The 15,095-nt window shown below is 55.3% G+C and carries 13 protein-coding genes, 1 rRNA gene and 1 riboswitch; of the genes, 6 read left to right on the top strand and 8 right to left on the bottom strand.

The window, feature by feature from the left end:
- Positions 1-82 precede the first annotated feature (82 nt).
- Positions 83-1,622, bottom strand: a 16S ribosomal RNA gene (locus AC6I8J_RS01225).
- A 631-nt stretch (positions 1,623-2,253) separates the two neighbouring features.
- Here AC6I8J_RS01225 and purH point away from each other — a divergent pair.
- Together purH and purD are read left to right on the top strand one after the other, a co-directional pair.
- A complete protein-coding gene (gene purH, locus AC6I8J_RS01220; protein ID WP_222924733.1) occupies positions 2,254-3,843 on the top strand; it encodes a bifunctional phosphoribosylaminoimidazolecarboxamide formyltransferase/IMP cyclohydrolase in 1,590 nt (529 codons plus the stop codon).
- A 19-nt stretch (positions 3,844-3,862) separates the two neighbouring features.
- Positions 3,863-5,143 (top strand): phosphoribosylamine--glycine ligase, encoded by a 1,281-nt coding sequence (gene purD, locus AC6I8J_RS01215; protein WP_161736289.1) that lies wholly within the window; start codon positions 3,863-3,865, stop codon positions 5,141-5,143.
- A 32-nt stretch (positions 5,144-5,175) separates the two neighbouring features.
- On the opposite strand, the gene AC6I8J_RS01210 is transcribed toward purD, so the two are convergent.
- From AC6I8J_RS01210 to nudC, 6 genes are all read right to left on the bottom strand, one after another.
- Complete coding sequence (locus AC6I8J_RS01210) at positions 5,176-5,838, bottom strand: DUF1481 domain-containing protein (protein WP_161736288.1); 663 nt, start codon at positions 5,836-5,838, stop codon at positions 5,176-5,178.
- A 71-nt stretch (positions 5,839-5,909) separates the two neighbouring features.
- Positions 5,910-6,182: a nucleoid-associated protein HU-alpha gene (gene hupA, locus AC6I8J_RS01205; protein ID WP_003850136.1), complete on the bottom strand. Its 273-nt coding sequence runs from the start codon at positions 6,180-6,182 to the stop codon at positions 5,910-5,912.
- A gap of 188 nt (positions 6,183-6,370) precedes the next feature.
- Positions 6,371-6,961, bottom strand: a complete 591-nt coding sequence (locus tag AC6I8J_RS01200) for a YjaG family protein (protein WP_013359744.1) — start codon at positions 6,959-6,961, stop codon at positions 6,371-6,373.
- 63 nt (positions 6,962-7,024) lie between these two features.
- Complete coding sequence (nfi, locus tag AC6I8J_RS01195; RefSeq protein WP_161736287.1) at positions 7,025-7,693, bottom strand: deoxyribonuclease V; 669 nt, start codon at positions 7,691-7,693, stop codon at positions 7,025-7,027.
- A 2-nt stretch (positions 7,694-7,695) separates the two neighbouring features.
- A complete protein-coding gene (gene hemE, locus AC6I8J_RS01190) occupies positions 7,696-8,763 on the bottom strand; it encodes a uroporphyrinogen decarboxylase (RefSeq protein WP_013359742.1) in 1,068 nt (355 codons plus the stop codon).
- A gap of 40 nt (positions 8,764-8,803) precedes the next feature.
- Positions 8,804-9,574: an NAD(+) diphosphatase gene (gene nudC / locus AC6I8J_RS01185; protein WP_161736286.1), complete on the bottom strand. Its 771-nt coding sequence runs from the start codon at positions 9,572-9,574 to the stop codon at positions 8,804-8,806.
- 89 nt (positions 9,575-9,663) lie between these two features.
- Between nudC and rsd the strand changes: the two genes are divergently transcribed.
- From rsd to thiE, 3 genes are all read left to right on the top strand, one after another.
- Positions 9,664-10,170, top strand: coding sequence for a sigma D regulator (rsd, locus tag AC6I8J_RS01180; RefSeq protein WP_161736285.1), 507 nt, complete (start codon positions 9,664-9,666; stop codon positions 10,168-10,170).
- 152 nt (positions 10,171-10,322) lie between these two features.
- Positions 10,323-10,423, top strand: a riboswitch (TPP riboswitch).
- A gap of 87 nt (positions 10,424-10,510) precedes the next feature.
- Positions 10,511-12,433, top strand: coding sequence for a phosphomethylpyrimidine synthase ThiC (gene thiC, locus AC6I8J_RS01175; protein ID WP_497825008.1), 1,923 nt, complete (start codon positions 10,511-10,513; stop codon positions 12,431-12,433).
- A gap of 2 nt (positions 12,434-12,435) precedes the next feature.
- Positions 12,436-13,062 carry a thiamine phosphate synthase gene (thiE, locus tag AC6I8J_RS01170; protein WP_161736283.1) on the top strand — a complete coding sequence of 209 codons (627 nt, stop codon included), beginning with the start codon at positions 12,436-12,438 and terminating at the stop codon, positions 13,060-13,062.
- Positions 13,063-13,255: 193 nt separating this feature from the next.
- Here thiE and AC6I8J_RS01165 read toward each other — a convergent pair whose 3' ends face one another.
- Positions 13,256-14,710 (bottom strand): aminotransferase-like domain-containing protein, encoded by a 1,455-nt coding sequence (locus AC6I8J_RS01165; protein WP_440830011.1) that lies wholly within the window; start codon positions 14,708-14,710, stop codon positions 13,256-13,258.
- Between the two features lie 174 nt (positions 14,711-14,884).
- Here AC6I8J_RS01165 and AC6I8J_RS01160 point away from each other — a divergent pair, with 174 nt between their 5' ends.
- Positions 14,885-15,067, top strand: coding sequence for a DUF1127 domain-containing protein (locus tag AC6I8J_RS01160; RefSeq protein ID WP_033734941.1), 183 nt, complete (start codon positions 14,885-14,887; stop codon positions 15,065-15,067).
- Positions 15,068-15,095: the final 28 nt, after the last annotated feature.

The raw sequence follows: 15,095 nt of genomic DNA, 5'->3' as shown, positions 1-15,095 counted from the left end.
TGTCACGACTTCGCAGCCGTCCTGCTCATTACTTTTTTATCAGACAATCTGTGTGGACACTGCGCCGGAAGGTATCTTCAGGTAAGGAGGTGATCCAACCGCAGGTTCCCCTACGGTTACCTTGTTACGACTTCACCCCAGTCATGAATCACAAAGTGGTAAGCGCCCTCCCGAAGGTTAAGCTACCTACTTCTTTTGCAACCCACTCCCATGGTGTGACGGGCGGTGTGTACAAGGCCCGGGAACGTATTCACCGTGGCATTCTGATCCACGATTACTAGCGATTCCGACTTCACGGAGTCGAGTTGCAGACTCCGATCCGGACTACGACGCACTTTGTGAGGTCCGCTTGCTCTCGCGAGGTCGCTTCTCTTTGTATGCGCCATTGTAGCACGTGTGTAGCCCTACTCGTAAGGGCCATGATGACTTGACGTCATCCCCACCTTCCTCCGGTTTATCACCGGCAGTCTCCTTTGAGTTCCCGACCGAATCGCTGGCAACAAAGGATAAGGGTTGCGCTCGTTGCGGGACTTAACCCAACATTTCACAACACGAGCTGACGACAGCCATGCAGCACCTGTCTCACGGTTCCCGAAGGCACTAAGGCATCTCTGCCGAATTCCGTGGATGTCAAGAGTAGGTAAGGTTCTTCGCGTTGCATCGAATTAAACCACATGCTCCACCGCTTGTGCGGGCCCCCGTCAATTCATTTGAGTTTTAACCTTGCGGCCGTACTCCCCAGGCGGTCGACTTAACGCGTTAGCTCCGGAAGCCACTCCTCAAGGGAACAACCTCCAAGTCGACATCGTTTACGGCGTGGACTACCAGGGTATCTAATCCTGTTTGCTCCCCACGCTTTCGCACCTGAGCGTCAGTCTTTGTCCAGGGGGCCGCCTTCGCCACCGGTATTCCTCCAGATCTCTACGCATTTCACCGCTACACCTGGAATTCTACCCCCCTCTACAAGACTCAAGCCTGCCAGTTTCAAATGCAGTTCCCAGGTTAAGCCCGGGGATTTCACATCTGACTTAACAGACCGCCTGCGTGCGCTTTACGCCCAGTAATTCCGATTAACGCTTGCACCCTCCGTATTACCGCGGCTGCTGGCACGGAGTTAGCCGGTGCTTCTTCTGCGGGTAACGTCAATCGGCGCGGTTATTAACCGCACCGCCTTCCTCCCCGCTGAAAGTACTTTACAACCCGAAGGCCTTCTTCATACACGCGGCATGGCTGCATCAGGCTTGCGCCCATTGTGCAATATTCCCCACTGCTGCCTCCCGTAGGAGTCTGGACCGTGTCTCAGTTCCAGTGTGGCTGGTCATCCTCTCAGACCAGCTAGGGATCGTCGCCTAGGTGGGCCATTACCCCGCCTACTAGCTAATCCCATCTGGGTTCATCCGATAGTGAGAGGCCCGAAGGTCCCCCTCTTTGGTCTTGCGACGTTATGCGGTATTAGCCACCGTTTCCAGTGGTTATCCCCCTCTATCGGGCAGATCCCCAGACATTACTCACCCGTCCGCCACTCGTCACCCGAGAGCAAGCTCTCTGTGCTACCGTCCGACTTGCATGTGTTAGGCCTGCCGCCAGCGTTCAATCTGAGCCATGATCAAACTCTTCAATTTAAGTTTGATTTGCTGCAACAAGTGCAGCGATGCTCATCTGTAAAACGTCATAATGAATTTCATTATGTGTTCACTCGTGAGGCTTTGATATTTTTGTGCGTCCGGAGACGCTGATATCAATCCTGCGAGTGCCCACACAGATTGTCTGATAAATTGTTAAAGAGCAGTGCGAACAGTGCGTTAGCGTCCTGTCGCGAGGTGGCGTATATTACGCTTTCCTCCTGCAGAGTCAACCTCTTTCTCAGAAGTTTTTCTCCGGCGGGTCAGTCTCCTGAACCTTCAACCCGTTTCCCGTTTCCGGTGTGCCGTGTTGATGGATGCGCATTATAGGGAGTTGCCGGAGAGTCGCAACCCATAAATTGCATAAAAAAGAGCGTTCGCTGCATTCCACAGCAAAAGCCGCTGTTATACGCAGTTACGCACAATGTTATCCACACAGAGCAGGCTGAATGAATTTAGGCGAGCATCACGCAAACGTTTTCGCTACAATGCCGGGCAATATTCCGGACACCCCTTTTCGGGGCGTTACCTGAGGTTTTTGATCTTTTCTTCTTATATAGAAGAGAAAACCGCTGTAAAGCCTGACGTAACGCTCTTATATACGCGAAACAAAGCCAAGGGATAAACCACCATGCAACAACCTCGTCCTGTACGCCGCGCATTGCTCAGTGTCTCTGACAAAGCCGGTATCCTCGAATTTGCTCAGTCGCTCTCAAGTCGCGGTGTCGAACTGCTCTCCACAGGTGGAACCGCTCGCCTTCTGGCGGATGCGGGTCTGGCTGTTACTGAAGTCTCTGACTACACCGGTTTCCCGGAAATGATGGATGGACGCGTCAAAACCCTGCATCCGAAAGTGCATGGCGGCATTCTGGGTCGTCGCGGCCAGGATGATGCCATCATGGCGCAGCACGACATCAGCCCAATCGACATGGTGGTCGTTAACCTCTATCCCTTTGCACAGACGGTCGCCCGTGAAGGATGTTCACTGGAAGAGGCGGTGGAAAACATCGACATCGGTGGCCCGACCATGGTGCGCTCTGCTGCCAAGAACCATAAAGATGTCGCCATTGTGGTCAGCAGCGGTGACTACGACGCCATCATTGCTGAAATGGATGCGCATGAGAACGCGCTGACGCTTGAGACCCGTTTCGATCTGGCCATCAAAGCCTTCGAACATACCGCCGCCTATGACAGCATGATCGCTAACTACTTCGGTACCCTGGTGCCGGCCTATCACGGTGAACGCAATCAGCCCGCTGGCCGTTTCCCGCGTACCCTGAATCTGAACTTCATTAAGAAGCAGGATATGCGTTACGGCGAGAACAGCCATCAGGATGCTGCCTTCTATATAGAAGAGAACATTACTGAAGCGTCAGTAGCGACCGCGCAGCAGGTTCAGGGCAAAGCGCTCTCCTATAACAATATTGCTGACACGGATGCGGCACTGGAATGCGTTAAAGAGTTCAGTGAACCCGCCTGCGTCATTGTTAAGCATGCTAACCCCTGTGGTGTCGCGACCGGTGACAATCTGCTGGCAGCCTATGAGCGTGCTTACCAGACCGACCCGACCTCCGCGTTCGGCGGCATCATTGCCTTTAACCGCGAGCTGGATGAAGCGACGGCACAGGCGATTATCAGCCGCCAGTTTGTTGAGGTGATCATCGCGCCTGCCGTTTCCGAAGCCGCGCTAAAAATTACCGCTGCGAAACAGAATGTTCGTGTCCTGATCTGCGGCCAGTGGCAAAACCGCACTGCCGCGCTGGATTTTAAACGCGTCAATGGCGGCCTGCTGGTCCAGGATCGTGATCTCGGCATGGTGGACGCCAGCCAGCTGCGTGTAGTCAGCAAGCGCCAGCCAACAGAACAGGAGCTGCGTGATGCGCTGTTCTGCTGGAAAGTCGCGAAGTTCGTTAAGTCCAATGCCATTGTGTATGCACGCGACAACATGACTATCGGCATTGGCGCGGGTCAGATGAGCCGCGTCTACTCCGCTAAAATTGCGGGTATTAAAGCAGCCGATGAAGGTCTGGAAGTGAAAGGCTCAGCCATGGCGTCAGATGCCTTCTTCCCGTTCCGCGATGGTATTGATGCCGCCGCCGCGGCAGGCGTGAGCTGCGTTATCCAGCCAGGTGGCTCCATCCGCGATGAAGAAGTGATTGCGGCAGCCGATGAGCATGACATTGCGATGATCTTCACCGACATGCGTCACTTCCGCCATTAATCGTTCTGGAGAGTAACAGATGAAAATTTTAGTAATCGGCAATGGCGGACGTGAACATGCTCTGGCCTGGAAAGCGGCCCAGTCGCCACTGGCGGAAACCGTATTTGTCGCGCCAGGTAATGCGGGCACCGCATTAGAGCCTGCGCTGCAGAACGTCGCGATCAGTGCGACAGATGTCCCTGCCCTGCTTGAATTTGCCCAGCGTGAAAAGATCGATCTGACGATTGTCGGGCCGGAAGCGCCGCTGGTGATTGGCGTCGTGGATGCCTTCCGTAAGGCAGGGCTGGCTATCTTTGGTCCGACGCAGGCCGCGGCACAGCTGGAAGGCTCTAAAGCCTTCACCAAAGATTTTCTGGCACGTCACCAAATCCCCAGCGCGGCGTATCAGAACTTTACCGACGTTGAGCCTGCTCTCGCATATTTGCGTGAGAAAGGTGCGCCCATCGTTATTAAAGCCGACGGCCTGGCCGCAGGTAAAGGCGTGATTGTCGCAATGACGCTGCAGGAAGCTGAGGATGCGGTTCAGGATATGCTGGCCGGTAACGCGTTTGGCGATGCCGGACACCGCATTGTGATTGAAGAGTTTCTGGATGGCGAAGAAGCCAGCTTCATCGTGATGGTAGACGGCGAGCATGTACTGCCGATGGCCACCAGCCAGGATCACAAACGCGTCGGCGATGGCGACACTGGTCCGAACACCGGTGGTATGGGGGCCTACTCACCGGCTCCGGTTGTCACCGATGAGATCCACCAGCGCGTGATGGATCAGGTTATCTGGCCAACCGTGCGTGGCATGGCCGCAGAAGGCAACGTCTACACCGGTTTCCTCTATGCCGGTCTGATGATCGACCACACCGGGCAGCCGAAAGTAATCGAATTTAACTGCCGCTTCGGCGATCCGGAAACGCAGCCGATCATGCTGCGCCTTCAGTCGGATCTGGTCGATCTTTGCCTGGCTGCCTGTGACGGTAAGCTGGATCAGAAAAAGTCACAATGGGATCCCCGTCCTGCGCTGGGTGTGGTACTGGCGGCAGGCGGTTATCCGGGTAATTACGCTCAGGGCGATCAGATTCATGGGCTGCCACTGGAAGAGGTTGCCGACGGCAAGGTATTCCACGCCGGAACACGTCTGGAAGAGGATCGGGTACTGACGAACGGTGGCCGCGTGCTGTGCGTCACTGCGCTGGGTGACGATGTCGCTGCGGCACAAAAGCGGGCTTACGAGCTGACAAAGCCAATTTCATGGCAGGGCAGTTTCTGTCGCCGCGATATCGGCTACCGCGCTATTAACCGCAAATAAGCGAAGGGGGCACCTGGTGCCCCCTTTTCACTTCACATATCGTCTTCTGTCGGCTGCTGTGAGCAGTCATCCTTCTGACTGACCCGCAACAACTGAATTCCTTCAGGTGCTTCAAGCCATGACACCATCAGCGGTGCCGATGCGCTACGCTGCTGCTGTGTCAGCATCTGCACCTCGTCAGCATCAAAAGCGGGTCTGACCTGCTGGCCTTCACAATTCTCCAGCACATTGTTTCCCAGCCAGTGTCCCTGTTTCAGGAACACCTGACCGCTTAACAGCGCATCGCTGAGGTTACGCATGCGCTCGGCATCAAACTTATAGAGTTCAACCGCATCCGGGCTGACCGCTTCACGCCGGCCTGCAAGCTGGCGCTGCATAAAGTTGAGACCACCCGCCTGGTCGAAGCGCAGGGTTACATCGTCAGGTTGTTTGCCCTTCACCTGGCGCTGAATGCTGATCAATGACTCTTCCAGCCAGACATAGTCAGTCACTTCACCTTCACCGCCACTGAACGGCGTATAGAGGGTGCGGATATGAACTGACTGATGGTCGCTATTTTTGCGCCAGATACGAACAACACCACGATCGGCAAGATAGCCACTGGCAGAAAAGGGAGGTATATCCGGAGTCGAGCTGCAGCCGAAAAGAAACAGAGAGAGAAACAGAACAGATAAACGCGGTAACAGCGGAATCATGATGGCTGGCCTCTTAAAAACAAAAGGGGCGAAACGCCCCCTGTTTTAAAGCTTAACCGCAGTGCGACGTCTTACTTAACGGCGTCTTTCAGCGCTTTACCAGACACGAATGCCGGTACGTTTGCTGCAGCGATTTTAATCTCTTTGCCAGTCTGCGGGTTACGACCGGTACGCTCAGCGCGGTGGTTCACTTTAAAAGTACCAAAACCAACCAGTTGTACAGCATCACCATCTTTCAGAGACTCAGTGATCGCAGCCAGAGTCGATTCCAGCGCTGCCTTTGCCTGGGTTTTAGACAGGTCAGCTTTTTCTGCGATCACATCAATCAGTTGAGTCTTGTTCATAAGTTATCCTTAAAGTGTATTTATCGCTTGCTAAGCAACGAGTGCGAGGGAAAAGCCATATTCTGGCACTCTTCTGCCTGCACGCACCGATAGCCACAATTTTCAGCCCCCCAAATGTAGACCAGACAGGGGGCCAATGTGAAGCCTTCAGGCGCGCTAATTCGGGCCTGAAGTCACGTTTTATCGCCTTACTGCTGGAAATTTATACCGATGTTACTAATTCCCGCTTCACGCAGGTCAGATCGCAGACCTTTAATCAATTCAAGGTCGCGCTCTTCACACTCCGCCAGCAGACGGAAAATCTCCCACTGGAGGTCCCACTCATCGATGATAGCCGGGTTTTCACGCAGCTCTTCATCGGTCATTTCGCGTCCAGCCTGGGTCATCTCCAGCATAGCGACGGTGGTAATTGAGGTCTCGCTGACTTCAATAGCATGCTCAAGCGTTTCGCCGCTCAGCTGCGCATGAACGACTTCGCTTAATGCCACACAGGCATCGATAGCCGGATAAACGCCGTAAACCTCAAATGCATCGCCATCAGGAATGGCGGCTTCGAGTTTTTCCAGCTGGCTGTCGAAGTTAATCTTCGCATCTTTGACCGTCAGGTTTTCCCAGATCAGATCAAGAATCCGGCGATAGAGTGCCGGATCGGCAAATTCAGTCTGCTCGCAGAATGCGCGATAGTTGGGATACATGCGTTCGCACAGGCAGGCCATAAAAGTCAGGTGCTGCCAGCTTTCCAGCTTCGCCAGACGCAGATGAACGGGGTTCTGTAACATAAAGGTGGCTCTTATTCGTTTCTCTGGCCGCAGTGTAACTGCAAAACCGCAGCACAAACAGTGTTAAAGCGCGTTTTGCCAGCGCTGGAAAGCGGTTCGGTTAGAGGCAACCGCATCGGCCCAGCGGGTAGGTTCCGGCAACCGGTAACCGCGCGTACAGTTTTCGACCCACTGCAGCGCCGTATCCAGGCTGACACGATGACCGGTGGCGACAAACAGCGGATTACAACGCAGCTTGCTGCGCCATACCCAGCCTATCTGCTCACCTTTGTCGATCAGCGGCTGACGGCTGCCAGGCTGCGCATCCAGATCGTCAAAACGCCCGCAGAGACGACTTTTCGCAACACCAATAGTGGGCACATCGACCAGCAGGCCAAAATGCGATGCGACGCCCAGCCGTCTTGGATGCGAAATACCGTGTCCATCCACGAACAACAGATCAGGCTTTTGCTCCAGCATCTGCCAGGCAGCCATCAGCGCCGGATATTCACGGAAGGAGAGAAAGCCCGGAATATAGGGCATGGTGGTCTCAACGCGCGCGATGCGATGCTCCACCAGTTTTAACGAGGGATATTCCAGTATCACCATCGCCGCCCGCGTGACGGTGCCGTCCTGCTCAAACCCAACGTCTGCCCCGCCAATAAAGCGGGGCGGCAGAACGTCAAAGTCATCTTCACGCACCACGTCAGCGGCGCGTTGTAACTGCTCAGCGCGAAGTGCGGCAATGTCCATAATTACTCCTGATGCCAGGGACGCGATAAACGATGCACAGCATCAACAAAGACACCGGCATTTTCGGGCGGAACGTCCTGATGAATGCCATGCCCCAGATTAAAGACATGACCAGTGCCTGAGCCAAAACGCTCCAGAATACCGGCCACCTCCTGCTCGATACGTTCAGGTGCCGCATAGAGCATAGAGGGATCCATGTTGCCCTGCAGCGCAACTTTGTCGCCTACGCGGCGGCGTGCATCATCAATATCGGTGGTCCAGTCGAGACCCAGCGCATCACAACCGGTGGCAGCCATCGCTTCCAGCCACTGTCCGCCGCCTTTGGTAAAGAGCGTCACCGGCACGCGGCGGCCGTCGTTTTCACGCAGCAGGCCATCGACAATCTTGTGCATGTAGTGCAGGGAGAATTCGCGATAGTCACGACCGGTCAGCACGCCGCCCCAGGTATCAAAGACCATGACGGACTGCGCTCCGGCGCGGATCTGAGCGTTGAGATAGAGGATGACGCTGTCGGCCAGCTTATCCAGCATCGCGTGCAGCGTCGCCGGATCGGCATACATCATCTTCTTAATTTTAGTAAAGGCCTTACTGCTGCCGCCTTCCACCATGTAGGTGGCCAGCGTCCACGGACTGCCTGAGAAGCCAATCAGCGGCAGATCGCCATTCAGGTTTTTACGGATGGTGCGGACCGCATTCATCACATAGCCCAGCTCCATTTCAGGATCGGGCACCGGCAAACGCTCAACGTCAGCGCGGCAGGTCACAGGATTAGAGAAACGCGGGCCTTCGCCGGTTTCAAAGTAGAGACCCAGTCCCATCGCATCCGGAATGGTCAGGATGTCACTGAAGAGGATGGCGGCATCCAGCGGATAACGGCGCAGCGGCTGCAGGGTCACTTCACAGGCCAGCTCGGCGTTTTTACACAGCGACATGAAATCACCCGCCTGGGCGCGTGTCGCTTTGTACTCCGGCAAATAGCGCCCGGCTTGTCGCATCATCCATACCGGCGTGACATCAACCGGCTGACGTAACAGGGCACGCAAATAACGATCGTTCTTCAGTTCACTCATCTCAACACTCTCTCAATAACAGGCGTGTAGTGTAGCACTTTCACGCTTCGGCGCGGCACAGGGCGACGGTATCTTCAATCAGGCGGCGCGCTACCGTGCCTGGCGGTGGCAGCAAAGGCAGCGCATCAAAACGGAACCAGGCGGCATCCAGCAGCTCTTTACCGTCATGTTGCAGATCGCCGCTGTCATACTCCGCCATGAACGCCGTCATCAGCGATTGCGGGAAGGGCCACGGCTGGGAGGTCACGTAACGGACGTTTTTGACGCGGATATTGCTCTCTTCCATCACTTCCCGGGCAACGGCCTGCTCCAGCGTCTCGCCGACCTCCACAAAACCGGCCAGCACGGTGTAGACCTTGTTGCGATGGCGGGCATGATTCGCCAGCAGGATTTCATCGCCGCGACGGATAGCCACAATGATGCAGGGCGCGATCTGCGGATAGTAACGCTCACGGCAATGACTGCAGAGACAGGCAAATTCATGTTTGCTGTGGTGCATCTCATGTCCGCAATAGCCGCACCAGCGATGAGAGCGGTAGAACTCCGCCAGCTGTACACCGCGACCCACCAGCTGAAACAGCGCCACATCCTGATCGATCAGCTGTCGCACGGAGAACATATCGGAGGAACGCGGCTCACAAATCAGCCAGACTTTTTCGCCCTGCCATTCACCAATGGTCCGGGCCTTACTGCCAGTTAAACCGAATTTTTCGGCGTTTCCGTGGGGTAAATCACCTTGTGGCAACCAAAGTTTTTGTTCATGGCTGACAATCCACCATCCAGCGTCTACGCTTGAGATTTCGCATTGCATTTATTTCGTCATCCTTAGCGTCAACTCGCACGCTGAAGCCCTGATGTTAAGTGTGTAGATAAACAACTATAACTCACATGGAGTTAGATATGCTTAACCAGTTAGACGTCCTGGCTGAACGCGTAGGTGGCAGTAATGAACTGGTCGATTCGTGGCTTGAAGCGCGTCGCCAGCTACTGGTGACCTATTATCACCTGGTCGGTCTTAAACCTAAAAAAGAGGCGCTGACGCGTCTTGATGAGCAGGCACTCGACAACTTCTGTCACGGCCTGGTCGACTATCTTTCTGCCGGTCACTTCAGTATCTATGAGCGCGTGATCAGTGAAATGAGTGGCGACAGCCCGATGATCGCCGCCGCGCAGATCTACCCTCCGCTGGAGGCAAACACTGAGCGTCTGATGCAGCTGTATGACGGTCACCTGCAGCAGGCCATTGATGATGAAAACTGCATGACCTTCCAGCAGGCTCTCTCCGAAGTGGGTGAAGTGCTGGAATCACGCTTTACGCTGGAAGATAAGCTGATTCAGCTGGCCTGGGATAACCAGCTTGCTACGCCACCAGTGGCGAATGACAGCCAAATCGCGCGTCCGGCTTAGTGGTTAACAATGGCAAAGGGCTTGAGATTATCCTGTAGCCCTTTTATGCTGAACAGGTTCTGAGGAGCGCTCTCCAAAGAACCTTTTTTATTTTAGCTTTGAAATGTGAGGTTTTTACGCCCGAGTCTGTTATCAGACACCCGCGAAAAAACCGCTTCTTGTCGGAGTGCCCAGTTGGGCTGAGACCGTTAATTCGGGATCCGCGGAACCTGACCAGGTTAGAACCTGCGTAGGGAACAAGAGTAAAACTTCTCTGTATGCCAGCATGCCTGTGCTGTCTATACGGTTACTCCTTCCGAACTCCGGACAAGCATCGTTCCCCCTTAACAGGAAGATTGCTATGTCTGACCCAAAAATGTCCCGTCGTGAACAGCGTACCCAGGCGCAGGAATTTATCGATTCCCTGCAAAGCGGCAGTGCTTTTCCTCAGTCCCGTCGCGTCTGGATTACCGGTAGCCGGGAAGATATTCGCGTGCCGATGCGTGAAATCACCCTAAGCCCGACCCATATCGGCGGCAACAAAGAACAGCCTCTCTATGAGCAAAATGAAGCGGTGCCGGTCTATGATACGGCAGGTGCGTATGGCGATCCCGCGGCACAGATTGATGTGCATCGCGGTCTGGAAAAGCTGCGCGCACGCTGGATTGCTGAACGCGACGACAGTGAGCTTCTTGAGCAGAACAGCTCGGGCTATACCCAGCAGCGACTGGCTGACGAGGGGCTGGATCATCTGCGCTTCGATCACCTGCCAACACCGCGACGCGCCCGTGCAGGCCGCCGTGTCACGCAACTGCACTATGCCCGTCAGGGCATGATTACCCCGGAGATGGAGTTCATCGCCCTGCGGGAAAACATGGGCCGTGAGCGAATCCGCAGTGAGGTGCTGCTGCAACAGCATCCGGGGCACAGTTTTGGCGCGCATCTGCCCGCCGATATCACACCCGAGTTTGTCCGTCAGGAGGTCGCTGACGGACGCGCCATTATCCCTGCCAATATCAATCATCCTGAATCGGAGCCGATGATCATTGGCCGTAACTTCCTCGTCAAGGTCAATGCCAACATCGGTAACTCGGCAGTCACCTCTTCTATCGAGGAAGAAGTAGAAAAGCTGGTGTGGTCGACCCGCTGGGGTGCCGACACGGTGATGGATCTCTCTACCGGTCGCTATATTCATGAAACGCGAGAATGGATTTTGCGAAACAGCCCGGTGCCCATCGGGACCGTGCCGATCTATCAGGCGCTGGAAAAAGTGAATGGCGTGGCCGAGGCGCTGAACTGGGAAATATTCCGGGACACGCTGCTGGAGCAGGCGGAACAGGGCGTCGATTACTTCACTATTCACGCGGGCGTACTGCTGCGTTATGTCCCGATGACGGCGAAACGCCTCACGGGAATTGTCTCGCGGGGTGGCTCGATCATGGCGAAATGGTGCCTGTCCCACCATCAGGAGAGCTTCCTGTATGAGCACTTCCGCGAGATTTGTGAAATCTGCGCCGCTTACGATGTCTCCCTGTCGCTGGGCGATGGTCTGCGTCCGGGTTCCATTCAGGATGCCAACGATGAGGCGCAGTTTGCCGAACTGCGTACCCTGGGCGAACTGACGCGTATTGCCTGGGAGTATGACGTTCAGGTGATGATTGAAGGTCCGGGACATGTGCCGATGCATATGATCCGCCGTAATATGACTGAACAGCTCGATCTGTGCAATGAAGCTCCCTTCTACACGCTTGGGCCGCTGACCACTGATATCGCGCCCGGCTACGACCATTTCACCTCGGGTATCGGTGCCGCCATGATTGGCTGGTTTGGTTGTGCCATGCTGTGCTACGTCACGCCCAAAGAGCATCTGGGTCTGCCGAACAAAGAGGACGTGAAGCAGGGATTGATCACCTACAAAATCGCAGCGCATGCTGCCGATCTGGCGAAAGGCCACCCTGGAGCGCAGATCCGTGATAACGCCATGTCTAAAGCACGCTTTGAATTCCGCTGGGAAGATCAGTTTAACCTTGCGCTGGATCCCCATACGGCGCGGGCAATGCATGATGAAACCCTGCCGCAGGAGTCAGGCAAAGTGGCCCATTTCTGCTCAATGTGCGGCCCTAAATTCTGCTCGATGAAAATTTCCCAGGAGGTGCGCGAGTTTGCGACACGCCAGGATGCCCGTGCCGAGCCGGTTGAAGTGGGCATGGCGCAGGTGTCAGATCGTTTCCGCAGCCGCGGCGGTGAGCTCTATCACCCCGCCGATGCCATTAAGGAGGAGTAACGATGCCCGCATTTCCCGCTACCGTCCCGCGCCTGGGACTTTATCCGGTGGTTGATAGCCCCGAGTGGATCGAACGCCTGCTTGAAACGGGCGTTCGCACGATGCAGTTGCGCATCAAAGATCGGCCTGATGAGGTCGCCGAACCCGCCATTGCTCAGGCGATTGCGTTAGGTAAACGCTACGACGCCCGCCTGTTTATCAATGACTACTGGCAGCTGGCGATTAAACATCAGGCTTATGGCGTACATCTGGGTCAGGAGGATCTCGATGTCGCCGATCTTGCTCGCATTCATCAGGCAGGATTGCGTCTGGGGCTCTCCACCCATGACGATGCGGAACTGGATCGCGCTCTGGCAATCCAGCCCTCTTACATCGCACTTGGGCATATTTTCCCGACGCAGACCAAAGAGATGCCTTCTTCGCCGCAGGGCATTGAGCAGCTGAAACGGCATCTGACACGGCTGACGCATATTCCCACCGTGGCGATTGGTGGTATCTCGATTGCGCGGGCACCCGAGGTGCTGGCCACCGGCGTAGGCAGTATTGCTGTGGTGAGTGCGATTACTCAGGCAGATGACTGGCGTGCCGCAACGCGCACCCTTCTGGCGCTGGCAGGACCAGGCGACTAAGCATTTATGGAACCTGTCGCGCATAGCGGCTGCAAAATCGGTAAAGCCAGCATTATTCCGGGAAAGTGCCGCGCAAAGGTGCATGTTGCCGCTGGCGTGCTGTGATCCAAAACTTTAACGTGGCATCCGTCAGGTTAAGGTTATCTGACCAGGGCCGGATCCCTCCTCTTGCCGGCCCTGCTTCTTCTCTTCGCTATGCGAGCGTGGAGGCTGAAGCCTGGGTCTCATGCTGGCACGAGAGCATGGCGCGCTCGACGGCCGCACCCACCCGCGCCAGTGCCTGTTCAGTCTGCTCGTTGATCGGCAGCCCGTAGTTTAAGCGCAGACAGTTACGGTATTTCCCCGACGCTGAAAACAGTGAACCCACAGCAATCTGAATTTTTGACTCGCGCAGTTCCCGGTTAAGACGAACCGCATCAAACGCTTCGGGAAGTTCTATCCACATCAGAAAACCGCCCTGAGGACGGGAAACGCAGATGCCGCAGGGAAAGTAGTGGCGTACCCAGCAGCTAAAAGTTTCATAGTTACGATGATAGAGTTGCCGCATCCGGCGCAGATGAGGCTGATAATGGCCCTGACGGATAAACTCGGAGACCGCATGCTGAGGCTGTGTGGCGGTGGAGCCGGTGACAATATATTTCATGTGCAGCACGCGGTCACGATAGCGGCCTGGTGCAACCCAGCCAACGCGTAAACCTGGCGCCAGCGTTTTCGAAAAGGAGCTGCACAGCAACACCCGGCCATCGAGATCCAGCGATTTGATGGTAGGCGGACGCGGATATTCCCAGGCTAACTCACCATAGACATCATCTTCAATCACTGCCGCGTCAAACCGCTGCGCCAGCACCAGCAAAGCCCGCTTACGCGGCTCAGACATGATAAATCCCAGCGGATTATTGCAGTTCGGCACAACAACAACCGCTTTAATCGGCCATTGATCAAAGGCCAGCTCCAGCGCTTCCAGACTGATGCCGGTGACTGCATCGGTTGGGATCTCGATGGCACGAATGCCAAAGCCGCGCAGAGTTTGCATAATGCCGTGAAACGACGGTGATTCAACGGCAATGATATCCCCCGGCTCGCAGACTGCACGTACGGCGACCGATAATGCTTCATGACAGCCGGTAGTAATGACAATGTCATCGGCGGTGAGCTGGCAGCCGCTGTCTATCGCCAGCCGTGCAACCTGTTGCCGCAAAGCGAGCACACCATATAGACTGTCATAATTCAGCAGCGCCATGTCCTGCTTCTGCGCCTGGCGGCTGAAAGCTTTCCACAGTGGCTTAAGCGTCGGCTGGGTCAGATCGGGCATGCCGCTGCCCAGCTGCAAAACATCATCTTCCAGACGGCTGTTAATCAGCTCCAGCACCGCATCCCACTGTGTCACCTCAACCGGCCGCTGTGCGGGGCGGGTCAGCGCCGGGATCGGCGGCGTTGCTTTGCGTGACGCCACAAAATAGCCGGAGCGCGACTGCGGCGTAATCATCTGCTTCTCTTCCAGCAGATGATAAGCCTGCTGCACGGTACTGATACTGACGCCATGCTCCGTACTCAGACTGCGTACTGAAGGCAGGCGCTCACCGCTGCGATATAAGCCTTGTTCGATACGCTGAGCCAGCAGCGTAGCCAGATGTTCATAGCGGGTCATTGTATCTCCACAGGCTCAGAGGCTGAGCAGTAACCAGTACAGTTCCGACTCTTTTTTACCATTCAGATCGTACTGACGGCAATCTGTATGTTAAATAAAAGTGATTTTTGCGTCTGTATCATACAGAGCGATCCACTGAAAATGGTCCTCAGACACTTCACTGAGGGCACTATCATGGGATATGACGAGAATCGCGCAGCTAAACCGTTTACAGGCACGCCTTACCACCTGGTTCGTTATCTGTGGCGCAGTTACAAACGCTGGCAGCTGCGGCGTGAGACACGCCTCATCCTGTCGAAGTTAAGCGACAGTCAGCTGAAAGATATTGGTATCAGCCGCAGTGACTGGAATGGCTGAATCTGAGACAAAAAAAAACCCTGCCGAG

It is taken from the genome of Pantoea sp. X-Soil-ISGK-355, from assembly GCF_059730805.1.
The sequence above is the reverse complement of the archived record's forward strand: the minus strand, read 5'-3'. Positions and strand labels throughout refer to the sequence as shown.